Below are 17013 nucleotides of genomic sequence, written 5' to 3'. Positions count from 1 at the left end.
CACAACACAAAATTATTAATGTCTCTCTTCGGAGAGACAGAAACCCTAAAGTATTAATTTATTATGATTCCTAAGGTAACTAAAGAAATTATCGATTTAGGAGATGGCCGTAGCATCTCTATCGAAACTGGAAAATTAGCGAAGCAAGCAGATGGTTCTGTAGTTGTTCGTATGGGAGACTGTATGCTTTTAGCTACAGCTGTATCAGCGAGAACTGCGAACCCTGGTATTGACTTTCTTCCTTTAACTGTAGATTACAGAGAAAAATTTGCTGCTGCTGGACGTTTTCCAGGAGGCTTTTTTAAACGTGAGGCTCGTCCGAGTGATCAAGAGGTGTTAACAATGCGTTTAGTAGACCGTTGTTTACGTCCATTGTTCCCAGATGATTATCACGCTGAAACACAGGTTATGATTCAATTAATGTCTCATGACGAAAATGTAATGCCTGATGCATTAGCTGGTTTAGCTGCTTCTGCGGCTCTTGCTGTATCAGATATTCCATTCTATACTTCTATATCAGAAGTTAGAGTTGCTCGTGTAGACGGACAATTCATAATTAACCCTTCTAGAGCACAGTTAGATGTTTCTGATCTTGATATGATGATCGGAGCTTCTAAAGATTCTGTATGTATGGTAGAAGGTGAGATGAGAGAGATCTCTGAACAAGATATGATTGATGCAATTAAGTTTGCTCATGATGCTATTAAAGTACAAGTAGAAGCTCAAGAAAAAATGCGTGCTGCTTTAGGACTTACTTACCGTGAGTACGAACCAGAAGCAACGGATGCTGAAGTTGAGAAAATAGTTAATGATGCAGCTTATGCTAAATTATACGAAATTGCTTCTCATGCTAGTGGTAAAAGCGAGCGTGGTGAGAAATTCGCTGAAGTATATGATGAAGTGAAAGCTTTGTTCTCTGAAGAAGATTTAGCTGAAAAAGGTGAACTAATCAGTACTTACTTTAAGAAGACTCAAAAAGAGGCTGTACGTAACCTTATTTTAGATCAAAACATTCGTCTTGATGGTCGTAAGACTACTGAGATTCGTCCTATCTGGAGTGAAGTAGATTACTTACCTTCTGTACATGGATCGTCTATCTTTACACGTGGAGAAACTCAAGCATTAGCGACAGTTACTTTAGGTACATCAAGAGATGCTAATATAATTGACTTGCCAAGTGAGCAAGGAGAGGATAGATTCTACTTACACTATAACTTCCCTCCGTTCTCAACAGGTGAAGCTAGACCATTAAGAGGAACTTCTCGTAGAGAGGTAGGTCATGGTAACTTAGCACAACGTGCTTTGAAAAATATGATTCCTGCTGACTGTCCTTATACTATTCGTTTAGTATCTGAAGTATTAGAATCTAACGGTTCGTCTTCTATGGCAACTGTTTGTGCTGGTACATTAGCATTAATGGATGCAGGTATTCAAATGGAAAAACCAGTTTCTGGTATTGCTATGGGGTTAATCTCAGATGCGAAAACTGGACGTTGGGCTGTATTGTCTGATATCTTAGGAGATGAAGATCACTTAGGAGATATGGACTTTAAAGTTACTGGTACAAGAGATGGTATCACTGCATGTCAGATGGATATAAAAATCGACGGATTAGCTTACGAAATCTTAGAGCAAGCGTTAAAACAAGCTCTTGATGGACGTATGCACATTCTTGGATTATTAGAAGAAACGATCGCAGTTCCAAATCCTACAGTTAAACCTAAAGCTCCGAAAATTGTTACTGTTACAATTCCTAAAGACTTTATTGGTGCTGTTATCGGACCTGGAGGTAAGAATATTCAAGCTCTTCAGGCAGAAACAGGAACTACTATCGTGATTAACGAAGAGGGAGATTTCGGTATTATTGAAATACTTGGTACTGATCCAGACGGTATGGCTAAAGCTATTGCTGCTATCGATAACACAACTTTCGCTCCAGTAGAGGGTGAGACTTACCATGTTAAAGTAGTTAAGATGCTTGATTTTGGTGCTGTAGTAGAATTCGTACCAGGAAAAGAGACTTTACTTCATGTATCTGAGTTAGATTGGAAACGCATTGAGAATGTATCTGATGTGTTGAAAATGGGTGATTTACTTGATGTTAAATACATGGGTATTGATCCTAAAACGAAAAAAGCAAAAGTATCTCGTAAAGCTTTAATGCCTCGTCCTCCTAGAGAAGAGAAAAAAGACGACGCTCCAAAGCAAGAAAATAAATAAAAGTAATCTTTTTATTATATAAAGGACATCTAGTAATAGATGTCCTTTTTTTATTCTCGTTTTTGTCTGATTACTAGCTATGTTGTAGTTATCATCGATATACTCTATTAGATACAACTTTCTATTTAGATAATCTTACTATGTAATGTTGAGTTTTGTCATTGTTCTAATTGTATTTATATTTTTAGGGGTTTGTTTTTTGGTTAAGTCGCTAATTTGTATTATATTAGCAATTAACGTTAATAGGAGGTGGCTTGCTTATATATTTCTAGCATTGTGTTATCAACTCCTATCCAAATTCAAGTTTTGTATACTTGACCTTATTTTCGGCATATAATTATGCTGCCTGATATACATCAATTATTAGATGTATCTATTGTAGAATACGAACATGTAGTATTCTATCTCGGCTGAGCAATCAGTGATAATCATTTTTATTAATTCTTCGTTTTTTAACGAGGACAAATTTGTTATGTAGTTATGTTAGATTTTAAAGTTGGAATTATTGGTGCTGGACCGAGTGGATTAGCTATGTTGCGTGCCTTTGAGTCAGAACAAAAAAAGGGAAACCGAATACCAGAGATTAAATGTTATGAGAAACAAGATAATTGGGGAGGAATGTGGAATTATACTTGGCGTACTGGCGTAGGTAAGTACGGTGAGCCTCTTCATGGAAGTATGTATAAGTACCTTTGGTCTAATGGACCAAAAGAATGTTTAGAGTTTGCAGATTATACTTTTATGGATCACTTTAAACAGCCGATATCATCATATCCACCAAGAGAAGTTCTATTTGATTATATTGAGGGACGTATAAAGCAAAGTAATGCAAGAAGTTTTATCAAGTTTAATACTGTGGCTAGATGGGTAGACTATATTGAGGAGAAACAACAGTTTAGGGTCATATTTGATGATCTTGTTAAGAATGAGACATTCGAAGAGTTTTTTGACTATTTAGTTGTAGGGACAGGACATTTCTCTACACCTAATATGCCTTATTTTAAAGGAATTGATAGTTTTCCTGGAACAGTAATGCATGCTCATGATTTTAGAGGAGCAGATCAGTTTAAAGATAAAGATATTTTATTAGTAGGTAGTAGTTATTCTGCTGAGGATATAGGTATTCAGTGTTTTAAACATGGTAGTAAGTCAGTGACGATTTCTTATCGCACTAATCCTATTGGGGTTAAGTGGCCTAAAGGTATAGAGGAAAAACCTCTTGTGACCCATTTTGAAGATAATGTAGCATATTTTAAGGATGGTTCTAAGAAAGAATATGATGCAGTGGTATTATGTACAGGATATCAACATAAATTTCCTTTTCTGCCAGATAATTTGCGTTTAAAAACAAAGAATAATTTATATCCAGATAATCTCTATAAAGGAGTTGTTTTTAATGAAAATGAACGATTACTTTTCTTAGGAATGCAAGATCAGTACTATACATTTAATATGTTTGATACTCAAGCTTGGTTTGCAAGAGATTATATGTTAGGACGTATCAAGTTACCTTCTAAAGAGATTAGGAGTAAAGAGATAGAACAATGGGTGAAACTGGAGAAAAGCTCTAAAACGGGTGAGGAACATGTAGACTTTCAAACTAATTATATTAAGGATCTGATTAGTATGACAGATTACCCTACTTTTGACTTAGATACTGTTGCCTCAATGTTTAAAAGTTGGTTAAATGATAAAGAGATTAATATTTTAAATTATCGTGATAAGGTTTATACCTCAGTTATGAGTGGCGTGATAGCAGAAGAGCACCACACTCCGTGGATGAAGGAATTAGATGATAGTTTAGAGCGATATCTTGATGAAGTAGAGGTAGATGAAGAGGAATTAAGCAAGGTGAATTATTACTAGTTTAAAAGTTATATTTTTTATAAAATAGAGAAGCACTGCATTAATTACATTTTTGTGGTGCTTTTTTTGTGTAGTAAAGATATAGGTTTAAATTTTTTTTTAAAATGTTGTAACCTTTTGGGTGTAGTGAACGTATAATATATGTGTGAGAAACACATCATAGCAAAAAACAAGGATAGAAATAATATGAGACAACTTAAAATTACCAAGCAGGTAACAAATCGTGAGACAGCTTCTTTAGATAAGTATTTGCAAGAAATTGGTAAAGTAGATTTAATTACTGCGGATGAAGAGGTAGAGTTAGCGCAACGAATCAAAGCAGGAGATCAAAGAGCACTAGAGAAATTGACGAAAGCAAACTTGCGTTTCGTAGTTTCGGTTGCTAAGCAGTATCAAAATCAAGGATTGACTTTACCCGATTTAATTAATGAAGGAAACTTAGGTTTGATCAAAGCAGCGCAACGTTTTGACGAAACACGTGGTTTTAAATTCATTTCTTATGCGGTATGGTGGATTCGTCAATCTATTTTGTCTGCACTAGCAGAACAATCTCGTATCGTTCGTTTACCATTGAACAAGATTGGGTCTATTAATAAAATTAATAAGATGTACGCTTTATTAGAGCAATCTAATGAACGTCCACCTTCAGCGGAAGAAATTGCTGTAGAGTTAGATATGACTGTGAACGACGTTAAAGAGAGTATGAAAAACTCTGGACGTCACCTTTCAATGGATGCTCCATTAGTTGAAGGAGAAGATTCTAACTTATATGATGTACTTCGCTCAGGTGAATCACCAAACCCAGATAGAGAGCTAATTCACGAATCTCTTAGAACAGAAATTGAGAGAGCATTAGAAACACTAACTCCAAGAGAAGCAGATGTAGTACGTCTATACTTCGGATTAGGTGATCAACATCCTATGACATTAGAAGAAATAGGAGAAACATTTGATCTTACAAGAGAACGTGTAAGACAGATTAAAGAAAAAGCTATTCGCAGATTAAAACATACATCTAGAAGTAAGATATTAAAAACTTATTTAGGATAAACCATATAAAGCGTTACTATTTTTAGTAACGCTTTTTTTATATCCTAATCGACTGTATATTTGTATCGTGAAGAAGTATTTATTTATTATAGTAACTTTATTAGTATTCAGACCAGTAGTGCCTTTGGTAGACTACTTGATCGATTATGAATATATATCAACAGTACTATGTATAAATACTGACAAGCCTGAAATGCACTGCAATGGACAGTGTTACTTAATGAAAGAGCTGGCTCGAACAGTCAAAGAGGAACAACATAAAGATGGTGCAAAAAAAGTATGTAACATAGCTTTTGCGTTAATGTATGTAGGGGAACTTCAGAATTATATAGCTGTTAATACTTCTTTAGCACACTCTAATAAGACATTGGATCAATATAGTGATCTATATAGACAGTTATTTACTTATCGCGTCCTAAGACCTCCTGTTGTTTAATTAATATGTATAGATTATTTTAATACTACCAAAATTTAGTTTGGTAGTATATGTACTTATGTATAATATTAATTAAAGTTTCTTATGTCTAGTAAGATTATAAAATCCTTTGGTATCAATTATTTTACGCAAGACCAATCTTCTTTTGTTATTAATCAGATTACATGTCTAAATAGAGATTATCCATTAATAAACTCTAGTTTTAGAGCTAACTTTTATGTGGTTGTTATTGTAGCAAGTGGAGTATATACTATTTGTATTAATGAATTTGAATATTCTGATTTAGGAGATAGTATTTATGTCATCAAGCCAGGTGATATAGTAAGTATGCGTTTTGGAAGTAATTGTACAGGTGTTTTCCTTGGCTTCGAGGATGCATTCTTTTCACAACGATACCATGAAAATGTATTGAAGTATTTTGACTTCTTTCAGCTGGATAGTATTCCCCAACAATTTATGGTTAATGCAATAAGTGTAAAAATAAATATGTTGACAGAACTAATGCTTACAGAGTATGGTTCTACACGTGTATATCGCATTAAGGTACTTCGTTCTTATTTGAATATCTTGTTATGTGAGTTACAGTATATTGAGGGACTTACAGATGTTCTTCATATAGATTATGGAAAATCGTCTTCTAATGATCGTATATTAGCCTTCTTAGATTTAGTAGAAGTGTATTTTAAGGAAGCTAAAACGCCTTCCTTCTATGCAGAGAAGTTATGTGTTACCCCTAATTATTTAAATAAACTCTGTAAGCAAGAGAGAGGTGTAACTGCAGGTCAAGTAGTGCGTCAGCGTATTATTATTGAGGCTAAGCGGCTATTACAGTTTAGCTCATTTAATATTAATGAGATAGCTAGAGAGTTGTGTTTTGACAGTACTTCTTATTTTGTCACTTTCTTTAAAAAACAGGAGGGAATTACTCCTGAGAGTTATAGGAAGACATTTGCATGATTTAGATAATCATGCTTTTAGTTATAAGAAGTGTGAATGTCTCAAAAAACATTAATAATATTATTAACTAAATTAAATTGTGTTTGATATTTTTGCCTCGTGAAGAAATTATATATCATAATAGCGTTAATTTTTATATTCCGCCCAGTTATGCCTGTGGTGGAGTATATTGTTAATTATGATTATATATCTACTGTGTTATGTGTTAATGTGGATAAGCCAATATTAGAATGTAATGGTAAATGCTATGTAGCAAAAGAATTACAGCAAGTATTAGATTCTAAATCTCCTATACAAATAGAGAAAGCTGTTGTTCTGTTCGATTTTATTCCAGTTTTCTCGTATAATTTTGTTGCTAATATGTCATTAGTCGGTAGTGTTCTAAAAGAGACAGTATCTATGACGTATAGTAATTTCTATACTTATCTGTTTAGTACAATTGTACTGCAACCCCCGATTTTATAGTTTTTTATTACAATTAAAAAGTTGTGTCTGATTATATCGGACTGATGCTTTATGGATTAAACTTAACTTATAAAATAGATTAAAATGAATAAATTTCTATCGTATATCACATTAATATTGTGTTCTACTATTATATTAACTTCTTGTAGTAGTGATGACAATAATTCGGGAGAAGATAAAAAAGAAGAGCTAACAGGTAAGAACAATATTACTTTTACTTTTAACCATAAAATGTTTGGCGAAGATTTGAAGTATAATACATCTTACAAAGCTAATAGCAATGATGAAAAGTTGAATATTAGTTTTTTAAAGTATATTATTAGTAATTTTCAACTTACTGATAGTAAAGGAGGAGTTTTTACTTACCCCAAAAAAGATGGGTATTTCTTTGTGGATTCTGAGACTCACGATTATAAGGTTGTTTTGAAAGATGTTCCAGCAGGTTATTATACTAAAGTGAAGTTTGGTATTGGAGTTGATCAAGAGAAGTATTTAAAGGGTATGGAAGATCAACAAGAGTTCTGGGATTTGTGCAAGAAGCATGATTTGATCTGGGGATGGATTACAGGATATAAATTTATTAACTGTCAAGGGCTTTATGTAAATGGTACAAATAAAGAGGATGATTTTCAGTTGCATATAGGAAGCCATGGAAGTAAACTAGACAATTATAAAGAAGTAGTGTTAGAAAGTAAAGAAGAGATTAAGGTTAGTGATAAGCATGTTTCTAATGTTGATTTGAATGTAGAAACATCATTATTAGTGGATGGTAAAAATAAGATTGTTTTGAAAGAGAGTTCATATATAATGGTTGATGCTGTTCGTGCTCCTAAGATTATGGAAAATGCCCAAGGCATGTTTAGCATAGGAAAAGTAACTGTTCAGAAAAGTTTATAATTTGATTTTATTGCAAAGGGAAGTTAGTCAGCTTCCCTTTACTTATTTAAAAATTTGTTTTATGAAGAAAATTGTTCGACTGTTTATGTTTTCTTTTTTGTTGATAGGATGTTCTTCAAACGAGGATTATGAAGAACCTATCGAAGATATAGATAATCTAGCGTGGTCTCGGCCAACGAACTTTCCAGAACCTACTTATCCTTTTATTAATAATGATTTAAAACATTCCCGTTTTGAATTAGGAAAGAAATTATTTCATGACTCTCGATTTTCACAAGATAATACAGTATCATGTGCATCATGTCATATTAAATCTGCTGCTTTTGCAGATGCAGGCAAACCATTGAGTGTTGGTATAGATGGTCAATTAGGTAAACGCAATGCTCCAGCTATTCAGAATATGGCTTTTATAGATGAGTATTTTTACGACGGAGCGTCTAATAATTTGGAGATGGTTCCAATTGTTCCCATTTACAATGAACTTGAGATGCGAGGAGATATCCCTATTATATTAGATAAACTGCGTTTGGATATAGATTACCAAAAACTGTTTAAAAAGGCATATAATGATGATAAGATGACATCTACTAATATGATGAAAGCTTTAGCTCAGTATATGGCATTGTTAGTATCTAGTAATTCTAAATATGATAAATATGTTAGAAATGAATTAGGAGGTACATTAAATGAACAAGAAAAAAGAGGTTTAGAGCTATTTCGACAGAATTGTGCAGCTTGTCATAAAGGTGATTTGTTTACGGATGTTTCTTTTAGAAATAATGGTGTGCCAGTAAATCCTTTAGTTAACGATAAAGGAAGAGAAGAAGTCTCAGGACTAGAAGAAGATAGATATAAGTTTAAGGTTAGTACAGTGCGAAATATTGCGTTAACGGCTCCTTATATGCATGATGGGAGTTTGGCTACCTTAGAGGCTGTGTTGGACTTTTATTCTTCAGGGATGAAAGATAGCCCTACACTTGATCCATTGTTTAAGAAAAGCGGTGGTGCAGTTGGTATTCCAATGACTACAGATGAAAAGAAAGCAATAATAGCCTTTCTACATACGCTTACAGATTATGAGTTTATCAATAACCCGAAGTTTTAAAGTATACCTCAAATCTGCAACTACCGATTACTACGAATTAATTCTACTTTACATAGCTTCGATTAGCTCTAAAGCCACACTACAGTGTGCTTTAATTTTTGTACAATTCATTCGTGTTTAAACGTTATCTGCAGATTTAAGGGTATAAAAAAACGAGACTCATTGAGTCTTGTTTTTTATTATCTCTTAGTGTTGGTACACTACATATTTTAAGTCACCTTCTGTTTCTACTTTAGTTAAGTTATGAGAAGAAAGACCTTTCATTGCCTTGTCCCATTTCTTACCACTTAAAGCAGCTTGTTCTTTTAGAGAACCAATTTCAACTTTGTTATCGTTGTTCTCTAATATCTGAATAATGATTTTCTCTTCATCTGTTAATTCTACTGAAGGAGCAGTCTTCTCAGGTCTCATTTGAGGGAAGAATAATACTTCTTGAATAGAAGGGTTGTTTGTTAAGAACATAATTAAACGGTCCATACCGATACCTAATCCTGATGTAGGAGGCATACCATACTCTAAAGCACGTAAGAAATCTTGGTCGATAAACATCGCTTCATCATCTCCACGGTCTCCTAAAGCCATTTGAGATTCAAAACGCTCTCTTTGGTCAATAGGGTCATTCAACTCAGAATATGCATTTGCAATCTCTTTACCACAAACCATTAATTCAAAACGCTCTGTTAGTTCAGGGTTATCTCTGTGTAGTTTAGTTAATGGAGACATTTCTTTTGGATAGTCAGTAATGAAAGTAGGTTGGATATAGTTTCCCTCACATTTCTCTCCGAATATCTCGTCAATAAGTTTTCCTTTCCCCATTGTTTCATCTACAGGAATACCCATCCCTAAAGCTGCTACACGTATTTCTTCCTCTGTTTTACCAGTGATATCAAATCCTGTGAACTCTTTAATAGAGTCTGCCATAGTGATACGTTTATAAGGAGCTTTGAAGTTAATCTCATGTTCTCCAAAAGTAGCATTAGTTGTACCATTAACAGCGATAGCACAGTGCTCTAATAGGCGTTCTGTGAAGTCCATCATCCAGTTGTAATCTTTATAAGCTACATAGATTTCCATAGCAGTGAACTCGGGATTATGTGTTCTGTCCATTCCTTCGTTACGGAAGTTTTTAGAGAACTCATACACTCCGTCAAAACCACCAACGATAAGACGTTTTAAGTACAATTCATTAGCAATTCTCAAGTATAAAGGAATATCTAAAGCATTGTGGTGTGTGATAAACGGACGAGCAGATGCTCCACCAGGGATAGACTGTAATACAGGAGTCTCTACTTCCATATATCCTGACTCGTTAAAGAAGTTACGCATTGCAGTAAACAACTTTGTACGTTTGATGAATATTTCTTTGTTGATTGGGTTAACCACTAAATCAACATAACGCATTCTGTAACGTAATTCTGGATCTGTAAAGGCATCAAACGTATTTCCTTCAGCATCTGTCTTAGGCAATGGAAGTGGGCGTAATGCTTTACTTAATAACTGTAAACCTTTTACACGTACTGTTTTTTCTCCTACTTGCGTAGTGAATAACTCTCCTTCTATACCTACGATATCTCCTAAGTCAATAAGTTTTTTGTAAATCTCATTGTATAATGTTTTATCCTCGTCTGGACAAAGTTCATCTCTATTGATGTATAACTGAATCTTACCTTCACTATCTTGGATAGTAGCGAAAGAAGCTTTTCCTTGTATTCTTGAAGACATTAATCTACCCGCAACGACAACCTTCTTACCTTCTTCGAAGTCGTTCTTTATCTGCTTCGACGTGTGGTCTACTGGAAATAGATTAGCAGGATAAGGATTCACACCAAGCTCTTGTAACTTGCTCAGTTTTTCTCTTCTGATGATTTCTTGTTCTGAAAGTTGCATAATAACTGTAAATTAATTTAATGGCAAATATAGTTAATCTTTGAAAATGCGACAATTACTATTTCTGATAAAACGACTTAATTTGCAATACTTTGTCTTAAAAGTGAATACGCACTATCATTTTAACTGTATAATAGGAGAGTTCAACGAAAAAATGTCGAAATTTGTATCTTACAAAATATTTAGTCATGAGTTTAGGACGTGTACTTTTATCTATTATTTTACCGCCTTTAGCTGTATTAGACAAGGGATGTGGATCTATATTGATTGTTTTTATCTTAACGTTATGTGGATGGGTACCTGGGGTGATTGCGGCATTAGTAATCCTTAACAATCCTAAATATAACAAATAACTAACATCACAATGAACAAACAAGTAAAGCTTATTGATTTAGGCGAGAAAGATTATAAAGATACTTGGGACTACCAAGAACAAATATTTCAATCTATTCTAGATGTTAAGATCAGAAATAGAAGAGAAGAACGAACAGATGCTACAGATAATTACTTTTTATTTGTAGAACACCCCCATGTCTATACATTAGGTAAGAGTGGTGATGCACATAATATGCTTTTAAATGATGAACAATTAAAGGCAAAAGGGGCTACGTTCTATAAGATTAATAGAGGAGGAGATATTACATATCACGGGCCTGGACAGGTAGTAGGATATCCTATCATAGACTTAGAGAACTTCTTTACGGATATACATAAGTATTTGCGTCTTTTAGAAGAGACCATTATCCTTGTTTTACAAGATTATGGTGTAGAATCTAGTAGAAGTGAAGGAGAAACAGGAGTATGGCTAGGTGCAGGAACTCCATTCGCACGTAAGATCTGTGCGATGGGAGTTAGAGCTTCTAGATGGGTGACGATGCACGGTTTTGCTTTTAATGTAAATTCAGATTTAGGTTACTTTGACAACATTATCCCTTGTGGAATACGAGGTAAAGGAGTTACTTCTCTTAATGTAGAGCTAGGAGTAGAGTATGTAGATGAGGATGAAGTAAGAGAGAAGATTATCAAGTATTTCTCTGAATTATTTGAAGCACGAGTAATAAGACAAGAGTCTTTATAGGCTACATCATACATCCCAATAGTATCATCTATTGGGATTTTTTTAATTTAAAAGCAGTGGTATTCAAATTTGAGTATCTTGTTTATATGTTATTAGACTAATGCTAATTCAATGTTTAAAGCCTATCAAGTAGAATTAACTTATAGCGTTTGACTATCGCTTTTTTTGGATTACCTTTGTACAAACACAACTCAATTATATGAAAAACACGATTATAGCACCTTCAGTATTAGCAGCTGACTTCGCTAATCTTCAGAGAGATATCGAAATGGTGAATAATAGCCAAGCAGACTGGTTCCATATTGATATTATGGATGGAGTATTCGTACCAAATATTTCTTTTGGTATGCCAGTATTAGCAGCGATTAATAAACACGCTAAAAAAACATTGGATGTACACTTAATGATAGTAGATCCTGATCGTTATATTAAGACATTTAAAGACTTAGGAGCAGATATCCTTACTGTGCATTATGAAGCATGTACGCACTTGCACCGTACAGTTCAAGCGATTAAAGCAGAAGGAATGAAAGCTGGTGTAGCACTTAATCCTCATACTCCTGTAAGTGTGTTAGAAGACATTATTCAAGATCTAGATTTAGTACTTATTATGAGTGTTAATCCAGGTTTTGGTGGTCAAAGCTTTATTGAGAATACCTATGAGAAAGTACGCAAGCTAAAAGCAATGATCACTGCTAAAGGAGCTAATGTAATGATAGAAATAGATGGTGGAGTGAATAATAAGAATGCTAAAGCCCTTGTAGATGCAGGAGTAGATGCATTAGTAGCAGGTAACTTTGTATTCAGTGCAGCTGATCCTATCGCAACTATTGCCGATCTAAAAGAGATTACTTCTAAGTAAGAAGTTTAAATAAGTTAATATAAAAAAGGCTTGGTGTATTCAGTACACTAAGCCTTTTCTTGTTATTACTGGTTATATAAAAAAAATAAGGAGACTATCTTTTTAGACAGCCCCCTTATAATATTGAAATAAAGATTTGGTATTACATCATACCTGGCATACCACCACCCATAGGCATAGCAGCGCTATCATCTTTAATGTCTACTAATGCACATTCAGTGATTAAGATCATACCAGCTACTGAAGCAGCATTCTCTAATGCAACTCTTGTTACTTTCTTAGGATCGATAACACCTGCTTGAAGCATATCTACATACTCATTTGACTTAGCATTGTATCCGAAGTTTGCTGTACCTTCAGCTACTTTAGCTACTACTACAGAACCTTCTAGACCAGCATTTTCCACGATAGTTCTTAGAGGAGATTCTACAGCTTTAGCGATAATAGCGATACCTGTCTCTTCATCAGCATTTTCAGCTTTGATATCAACTAACGCATTTTTAGCTCTTAATAAAGCTACACCACCACCAGCTACGATACCTTCTTCTACAGCAGCTCTTGTTGCATGAAGTGCATCATCTACGCGGTCTTTTTTCTCTTTCATTTCTACTTCAGAAGGAGCACCTACGTATAATACAGCTACACCACCAGCTAACTTAGCTAAACGCTCTTGTAACTTCTCTCTGTCATAATCAGAAGTAGTAGTTTCCATTTGAGCTTTAATCTGGTTGATTCTATTTTTGATCATATCTACATCACCATCACCACTTACGATAGTAGTATTGTCTTTATCAATGTTAACTCTTTTACAAGTTCCTAACATATCTAATGTAGTATTCTCTAATGTATATCCTTGCTCTTCAGAGATAACTACACCACCTGTAAGGATAGCAATATCTTCTAACATAGCTTTTCTTCTATCACCAAAACCAGGAGCTTTAACAGCAGCGATTTTTAACGCTCCTCTTAATTTGTTCACTACTAATGTAGATAACGCCTCTCCGTCAACGTCTTCAGCGATGATTAATAGAGGTTTTCCAGACTGAGCGATTGGCTCTAATACAGGTAAAAGCTCTTTTAAAGAAGAAACTTTTTTGTCATATAATAAGATGTATGGAGTATCTAATTCTACTTCCATCTTCTCAGAGTTAGTTACAAAATATGGAGATAAATATCCTCTGTCAAATTGCATACCTTCCACTACGTCAACGTAAGTCTCAGTTCCTTTAGCTTCTTCTACAGTGATTACTCCTTCTTTACCTACTTTCTCGAATGCTTGAGCGATTAACTCACCGATGAAATCATCATTATTTGCAGAGATAGAAGCGATTTGTTTAATCTTATCCATAGAACCTCCTACTTCTTGAGATTGTTTTCTCAAGTCTTCTACGATGATTTCTACAGCTTTATCTATACCGCGTTTTAAATCCATTGGGTTAGCACCAGCAGCTACGTTTTTAAGCCCTTCTTTTACGATAGCTTGAGCTAATACAGTAGCAGTAGTAGTACCGTCACCAGCTAAGTCATTCGTTTTTGAAGCTACTTCTTTCACCATCTGAGCCCCCATGTTCTCTAATGTATTCTCTAACTCAACTTCTTTAGCTACAGACACACCGTCTTTAGTTACAGTAGGAGCACCAAATGATTTACCGATGATTACGTTTCTACCTTTAGGTCCTAATGTTACTTTAACTGCATTTGCTAAAGCGTCAACTCCGCGTTTTAAACCTTCGCGTGCTTCAATGTCGAATTTAATATCTTTTGCCATTTTGTTCTTTTGGAATTTAGTTGTTAAGGATTCAATTTTTAAACGATTGCAAGGATGTCATCCTCTCTCATGATAAGATAATCTGTACCTTCTAATTTTAGATCTGTACCAGCATATTTACCATATAGCACAGTATCTCCTATTTTTACAGTCATCTCATGATCTTTAGTGCCATTTCCTACAGCTACTACAGTACCTCTTTGTGGTTTTTCTTTTGCTGTGTCAGGAATGAATAGACCTGAAGCAGTTTTAGTTTCAGCTGGTAATGGTTCGATTAGAACTCTATCTGCAAGTGGTTTAATATTTACTGCCATAGTTTTATAGTTTATGAAATTGAATTATTATTTTTAATTATTATAGATAATGAATTGTCATAAAGTGTGCCAAAGCAAAAAAGTGACAATATAGACAAAAAAAAATGCCAGCTTGACAGCTGGCATTTCGTGTATTGGTTGAAGCTAAACTTATTCAGCTTGATTTTGAGTTTCTTGAGCTGGAGTTGTTGTCTCAGCAGATGTCACAGGAGCATCTTGTTTTGCTGGTGCCTCTGTTTGCATTGGTTGTACTGGCACTGCATTTGGATCTAATAATTTAGAATCTCCAGCAGCTCCACCACTGAAACTAGTAGATGATAGTAATATTAAAATAATTAATACTGCACCTAATGTCCAAGTACTTTTATCTAAGAAATCATTTGTGTTTTTTACTCCACCTGCTACTGTAGAACCACCGAATGAAGAGTCTAATCCTCCACCTTTAGGATTCTGTACCATAATTACTACGATAAGTAAAAAACATACAATTGCGATTAAGATTAAAAATATTGTAAATGTGTTCATGGTGTTAACTATTATATTGTTGTAACGCTTTTATATCTGATATTTGGTTTGCAAAGAAACTACTTTTTTCTGGATATTTCAAAATTAATATTTCATAAGCTTGTATCGCTTTTTGATATTTCTTTTGCTCTAAGTATATTTTTGCTAATGTCTCTGTCATTAAACTACTGTTCTCTTGTACTGAAGTGTCAATGTTTATGGGGGTTACCGTTGCTTTTTTAGTAGGAACTATCTTTGGATTTGTTTCTATAAATTTATCAATTAATTCTATTTTTTTTTGTTTTTCAATATCTGTATTTTGCTCAATATCTGTTAAAATTGAATCATTTTCTCGGTCTATAGGCTTGCTTTTAGATAATTGTAGCCATTCTGTAAAAGATAATTTCTCTTTATCATCGAAATTTAATGGCGCTCCTATTTCTAGTTTTTCCTCTAACTGGGTTATAGCTTCTTGTTTAGAATTATCTATAACATCCAAGAGCTTATCAGCTGTGTGTTGTATGTCCTTTGTTATACTAGGTAATAGCTGTTGGTTTTCGTGAATTGTTATTGATTGTAATAAACTCTTAATTGCTGTTGATGTCAGTTTTGGTTCAGAGTTTAATACTTCTTTTTCTTCTTCAATTTGTAGTGGTGACTCTTCTTCTATATTATTATCCTTAGCAATATTCTCTTTGTCTTCTGTGATTTCTATGGAAGGTGTATTTATGGGATGATCCGTGATTAATACATTATCATCAATAGAAATTACTGTATCTGTTGTTTGACTTGTTTTATTAGACTTGCTTTGACTTTCTTTAATTTGCAAAGGTTGATATGAGATAAAATCAGGAGAGATTATAAAGTCAAATAAAATATCACGATCTAAAGTGTGAGCAGCAGTTGTCTTTAGCTCGTTGTTATAGTTAAAGCTATTACTTACATATAAACTTTTTAAATAAAGACTTCTCACAGACTGAAAGTATGGATACTGGTCTATGATTGCTTTTAACTTTATGCCATCTTCACCACTTATTTGGTGTGGTTGGCGTAGTAATATGTCTAATTCTTTTATAGTCAAGATGTCCTTTTTTAATTAGTTACCATTTTGCAAGTGATTCATTGAAGATGTCTTGGGTAATACGTTCATAGATGGTTTCAAGGGCAGAATTCAGACTCGCTCCCATTAATTGTGTATTGGCATCATAGTCATAATAGAATGAGAATCTTTTTTCAAAATCATCATCCGGTTTCTTTTTATTAAAAAATCTCACATTTACGGCTAGGTATAATCTGTTTTGCGCCGCTCTCTGATCTGCTGTAGCTGTCATTGGACTAATGCGATATTCTACTATTTCGCCTTCATATACTAAATCAGCATCTGTATTAGTAAGACTTAAGCTAGTTTGATTTTGTATTAGATCTTGTAGATTAGTTGTGAACGTTCTTTCAATACCTGGTTCTATTAATGGAGCATTGTTTTGGAAAGAATTCACTTGGAATGTATCCGCATCGATTTTACCTGTTCCTGTAAAGTTATAATATTTACAGCTATTAAAAAATAGAACTATAAATAATAATGTAAATAAATGTTTGATTTTCAT

Annotated in this window: 17 protein-coding genes; 11 read left to right on the top strand and 6 right to left on the bottom strand. The window is 34.0% G+C overall.

Annotation, left to right across the window (positions count from 1 at the left end):
• Positions 1-63 precede the first annotated feature (63 nt).
• The 8 genes from LNQ81_RS03690 (at position 64) to LNQ81_RS03655 (ending at position 8996) form a co-directional block, all read left to right on the top strand.
• The gene (locus LNQ81_RS03690) at positions 64-2220 is read left to right on the top strand and encodes a polyribonucleotide nucleotidyltransferase (RefSeq protein WP_229944826.1); all 2157 of its coding nucleotides are present in this window, start codon (positions 64-66) and stop codon (positions 2218-2220) included.
• 480 nt (positions 2221-2700) lie between these two features.
• Positions 2701-4086 (top strand): trimethylamine monooxygenase, encoded by a 1386-nt coding sequence (locus LNQ81_RS03685; protein WP_229944825.1) that lies wholly within the window; start codon positions 2701-2703, stop codon positions 4084-4086.
• 186 nt (positions 4087-4272) lie between these two features.
• Positions 4273-5136 carry a sigma-70 family RNA polymerase sigma factor gene (locus tag LNQ81_RS03680; protein ID WP_002987652.1) on the top strand — a complete coding sequence of 288 codons (864 nt, stop codon included), beginning with the start codon at positions 4273-4275 and terminating at the stop codon, positions 5134-5136.
• Between the two features lie 67 nt (positions 5137-5203).
• Positions 5204-5572 (top strand): hypothetical protein, encoded by a 369-nt coding sequence (locus LNQ81_RS03675; protein ID WP_229944824.1) that lies wholly within the window; start codon positions 5204-5206, stop codon positions 5570-5572.
• An 84-nt stretch (positions 5573-5656) separates the two neighbouring features.
• Complete coding sequence (locus LNQ81_RS03670; protein ID WP_229944823.1) at positions 5657-6529, top strand: helix-turn-helix domain-containing protein; 873 nt, start codon at positions 5657-5659, stop codon at positions 6527-6529.
• A 99-nt stretch (positions 6530-6628) separates the two neighbouring features.
• Positions 6629-6994 (top strand): hypothetical protein, encoded by a 366-nt coding sequence (locus LNQ81_RS03665; protein ID WP_229944822.1) that lies wholly within the window; start codon positions 6629-6631, stop codon positions 6992-6994.
• 84 nt (positions 6995-7078) lie between these two features.
• Positions 7079-7891 (top strand): MbnP family protein, encoded by an 813-nt coding sequence (locus tag LNQ81_RS03660; RefSeq protein WP_229944821.1) that lies wholly within the window; start codon positions 7079-7081, stop codon positions 7889-7891.
• Positions 7892-7952: 61 nt separating this feature from the next.
• Complete coding sequence (locus tag LNQ81_RS03655; protein WP_229944820.1) at positions 7953-8996, top strand: cytochrome-c peroxidase; 1044 nt, start codon at positions 7953-7955, stop codon at positions 8994-8996.
• Positions 8997-9182: 186 nt separating this feature from the next.
• Here LNQ81_RS03655 and lysS read toward each other — a convergent pair whose 3' ends face one another.
• Complete coding sequence (gene lysS / locus LNQ81_RS03650; protein WP_121964200.1) at positions 9183-10883, bottom strand: lysine--tRNA ligase; 1701 nt, start codon at positions 10881-10883, stop codon at positions 9183-9185.
• A 188-nt stretch (positions 10884-11071) separates the two neighbouring features.
• Here lysS and LNQ81_RS03645 point away from each other — a divergent pair, with 188 nt between their 5' ends.
• The 3 genes from LNQ81_RS03645 to rpe all read left to right on the top strand — a co-directional run bounded on the left by LNQ81_RS03645 (position 11072) and on the right by rpe (position 12823).
• A complete protein-coding gene (locus tag LNQ81_RS03645) occupies positions 11072-11236 on the top strand; it encodes a YqaE/Pmp3 family membrane protein (RefSeq protein ID WP_121964199.1) in 165 nt (54 codons plus the stop codon).
• Between the two features lie 11 nt (positions 11237-11247).
• On the top strand, positions 11248-11961 hold the full coding sequence (lipB, locus tag LNQ81_RS03640; RefSeq protein WP_229944819.1) for a lipoyl(octanoyl) transferase LipB: 714 nt from the start codon (positions 11248-11250) through the stop codon (positions 11959-11961).
• Positions 11962-12160: 199 nt separating this feature from the next.
• Positions 12161-12823, top strand: coding sequence for a ribulose-phosphate 3-epimerase (gene rpe, locus LNQ81_RS03635; protein WP_229944818.1), 663 nt, complete (start codon positions 12161-12163; stop codon positions 12821-12823).
• 142 nt (positions 12824-12965) lie between these two features.
• Here the strand turns inward: rpe and groL are convergent, their stop codons facing one another.
• The 5 genes from groL to LNQ81_RS03610 form a co-directional block, all read right to left on the bottom strand.
• Positions 12966-14591, bottom strand: coding sequence for a chaperonin GroEL (gene groL, locus LNQ81_RS03630; RefSeq protein WP_229944817.1), 1626 nt, complete (start codon positions 14589-14591; stop codon positions 12966-12968).
• 38 nt (positions 14592-14629) lie between these two features.
• Complete coding sequence (locus LNQ81_RS03625; protein WP_229944816.1) at positions 14630-14905, bottom strand: co-chaperone GroES; 276 nt, start codon at positions 14903-14905, stop codon at positions 14630-14632.
• A 150-nt stretch (positions 14906-15055) separates the two neighbouring features.
• The gene (secG, locus tag LNQ81_RS03620; protein ID WP_229944815.1) at positions 15056-15430 is read right to left on the bottom strand and encodes a preprotein translocase subunit SecG; all 375 of its coding nucleotides are present in this window, start codon (positions 15428-15430) and stop codon (positions 15056-15058) included.
• 4 nt (positions 15431-15434) lie between these two features.
• Positions 15435-16490 (bottom strand): tetratricopeptide repeat protein, encoded by a 1056-nt coding sequence (locus tag LNQ81_RS03615; protein ID WP_229944814.1) that lies wholly within the window; start codon positions 16488-16490, stop codon positions 15435-15437.
• A gap of 19 nt (positions 16491-16509) precedes the next feature.
• Positions 16510-17013 (bottom strand): LptE family protein, encoded by a 504-nt coding sequence (locus LNQ81_RS03610; RefSeq protein WP_229944813.1) that lies wholly within the window; start codon positions 17011-17013, stop codon positions 16510-16512.

This window comes from Myroides oncorhynchi (assembly GCF_020905415.1).
Taxonomy (GTDB): domain Bacteria; phylum Bacteroidota; class Bacteroidia; order Flavobacteriales; family Flavobacteriaceae; genus Flavobacterium; species Flavobacterium oncorhynchi_A.
Note: the sequence above shows the minus strand (reverse complement) of the source record. Positions and strands in the feature narration are given on the sequence as shown.

Bases quoted from the DNA above. Each gene is read 5' to 3' on its own strand.
- LNQ81_RS03645 (WP_121964199.1), top strand. From the start codon at position 11,072: ATGAGTTTAGGACGTGTACTTTTATCTATTATTTTACCGCCTTTAGCT.
- secG (WP_229944815.1), bottom strand. From the start codon at position 15,430: ATGAACACATTTACAATATTTTTAATCTTAATCGCAATTGTATGTTTT.
- LNQ81_RS03660 (WP_229944821.1), top strand. From the start codon at position 7,079: ATGAATAAATTTCTATCGTATATCACATTAATATTGTGTTCTACTATT.
- LNQ81_RS03655 (WP_229944820.1), top strand. From the start codon at position 7,953: ATGAAGAAAATTGTTCGACTGTTTATGTTTTCTTTTTTGTTGATAGGA.
- LNQ81_RS03685 (WP_229944825.1), top strand. From the start codon at position 2,701: ATGTTAGATTTTAAAGTTGGAATTATTGGTGCTGGACCGAGTGGATTA.
- LNQ81_RS03670 (WP_229944823.1), top strand. From the start codon at position 5,657: ATGTCTAGTAAGATTATAAAATCCTTTGGTATCAATTATTTTACGCAA.
- LNQ81_RS03680 (WP_002987652.1), top strand. From the start codon at position 4,273: ATGAGACAACTTAAAATTACCAAGCAGGTAACAAATCGTGAGACAGCT.
- groL (WP_229944817.1), bottom strand. From the start codon at position 14,591: ATGGCAAAAGATATTAAATTCGACATTGAAGCACGCGAAGGTTTAAAA.
- LNQ81_RS03625 (WP_229944816.1), bottom strand. From the start codon at position 14,905: ATGGCAGTAAATATTAAACCACTTGCAGATAGAGTTCTAATCGAACCA.
- LNQ81_RS03610 (WP_229944813.1), bottom strand. From the start codon at position 17,013: ATGAAAATCAAACATTTATTTACATTATTATTTATAGTTCTATTTTTT.
- rpe (WP_229944818.1), top strand. From the start codon at position 12,161: ATGAAAAACACGATTATAGCACCTTCAGTATTAGCAGCTGACTTCGCT.
- LNQ81_RS03690 (WP_229944826.1), top strand. From the start codon at position 64: ATGATTCCTAAGGTAACTAAAGAAATTATCGATTTAGGAGATGGCCGT.
- lysS (WP_121964200.1), bottom strand. From the start codon at position 10,883: ATGCAACTTTCAGAACAAGAAATCATCAGAAGAGAAAAACTGAGCAAG.
- lipB (WP_229944819.1), top strand. From the start codon at position 11,248: ATGAACAAACAAGTAAAGCTTATTGATTTAGGCGAGAAAGATTATAAA.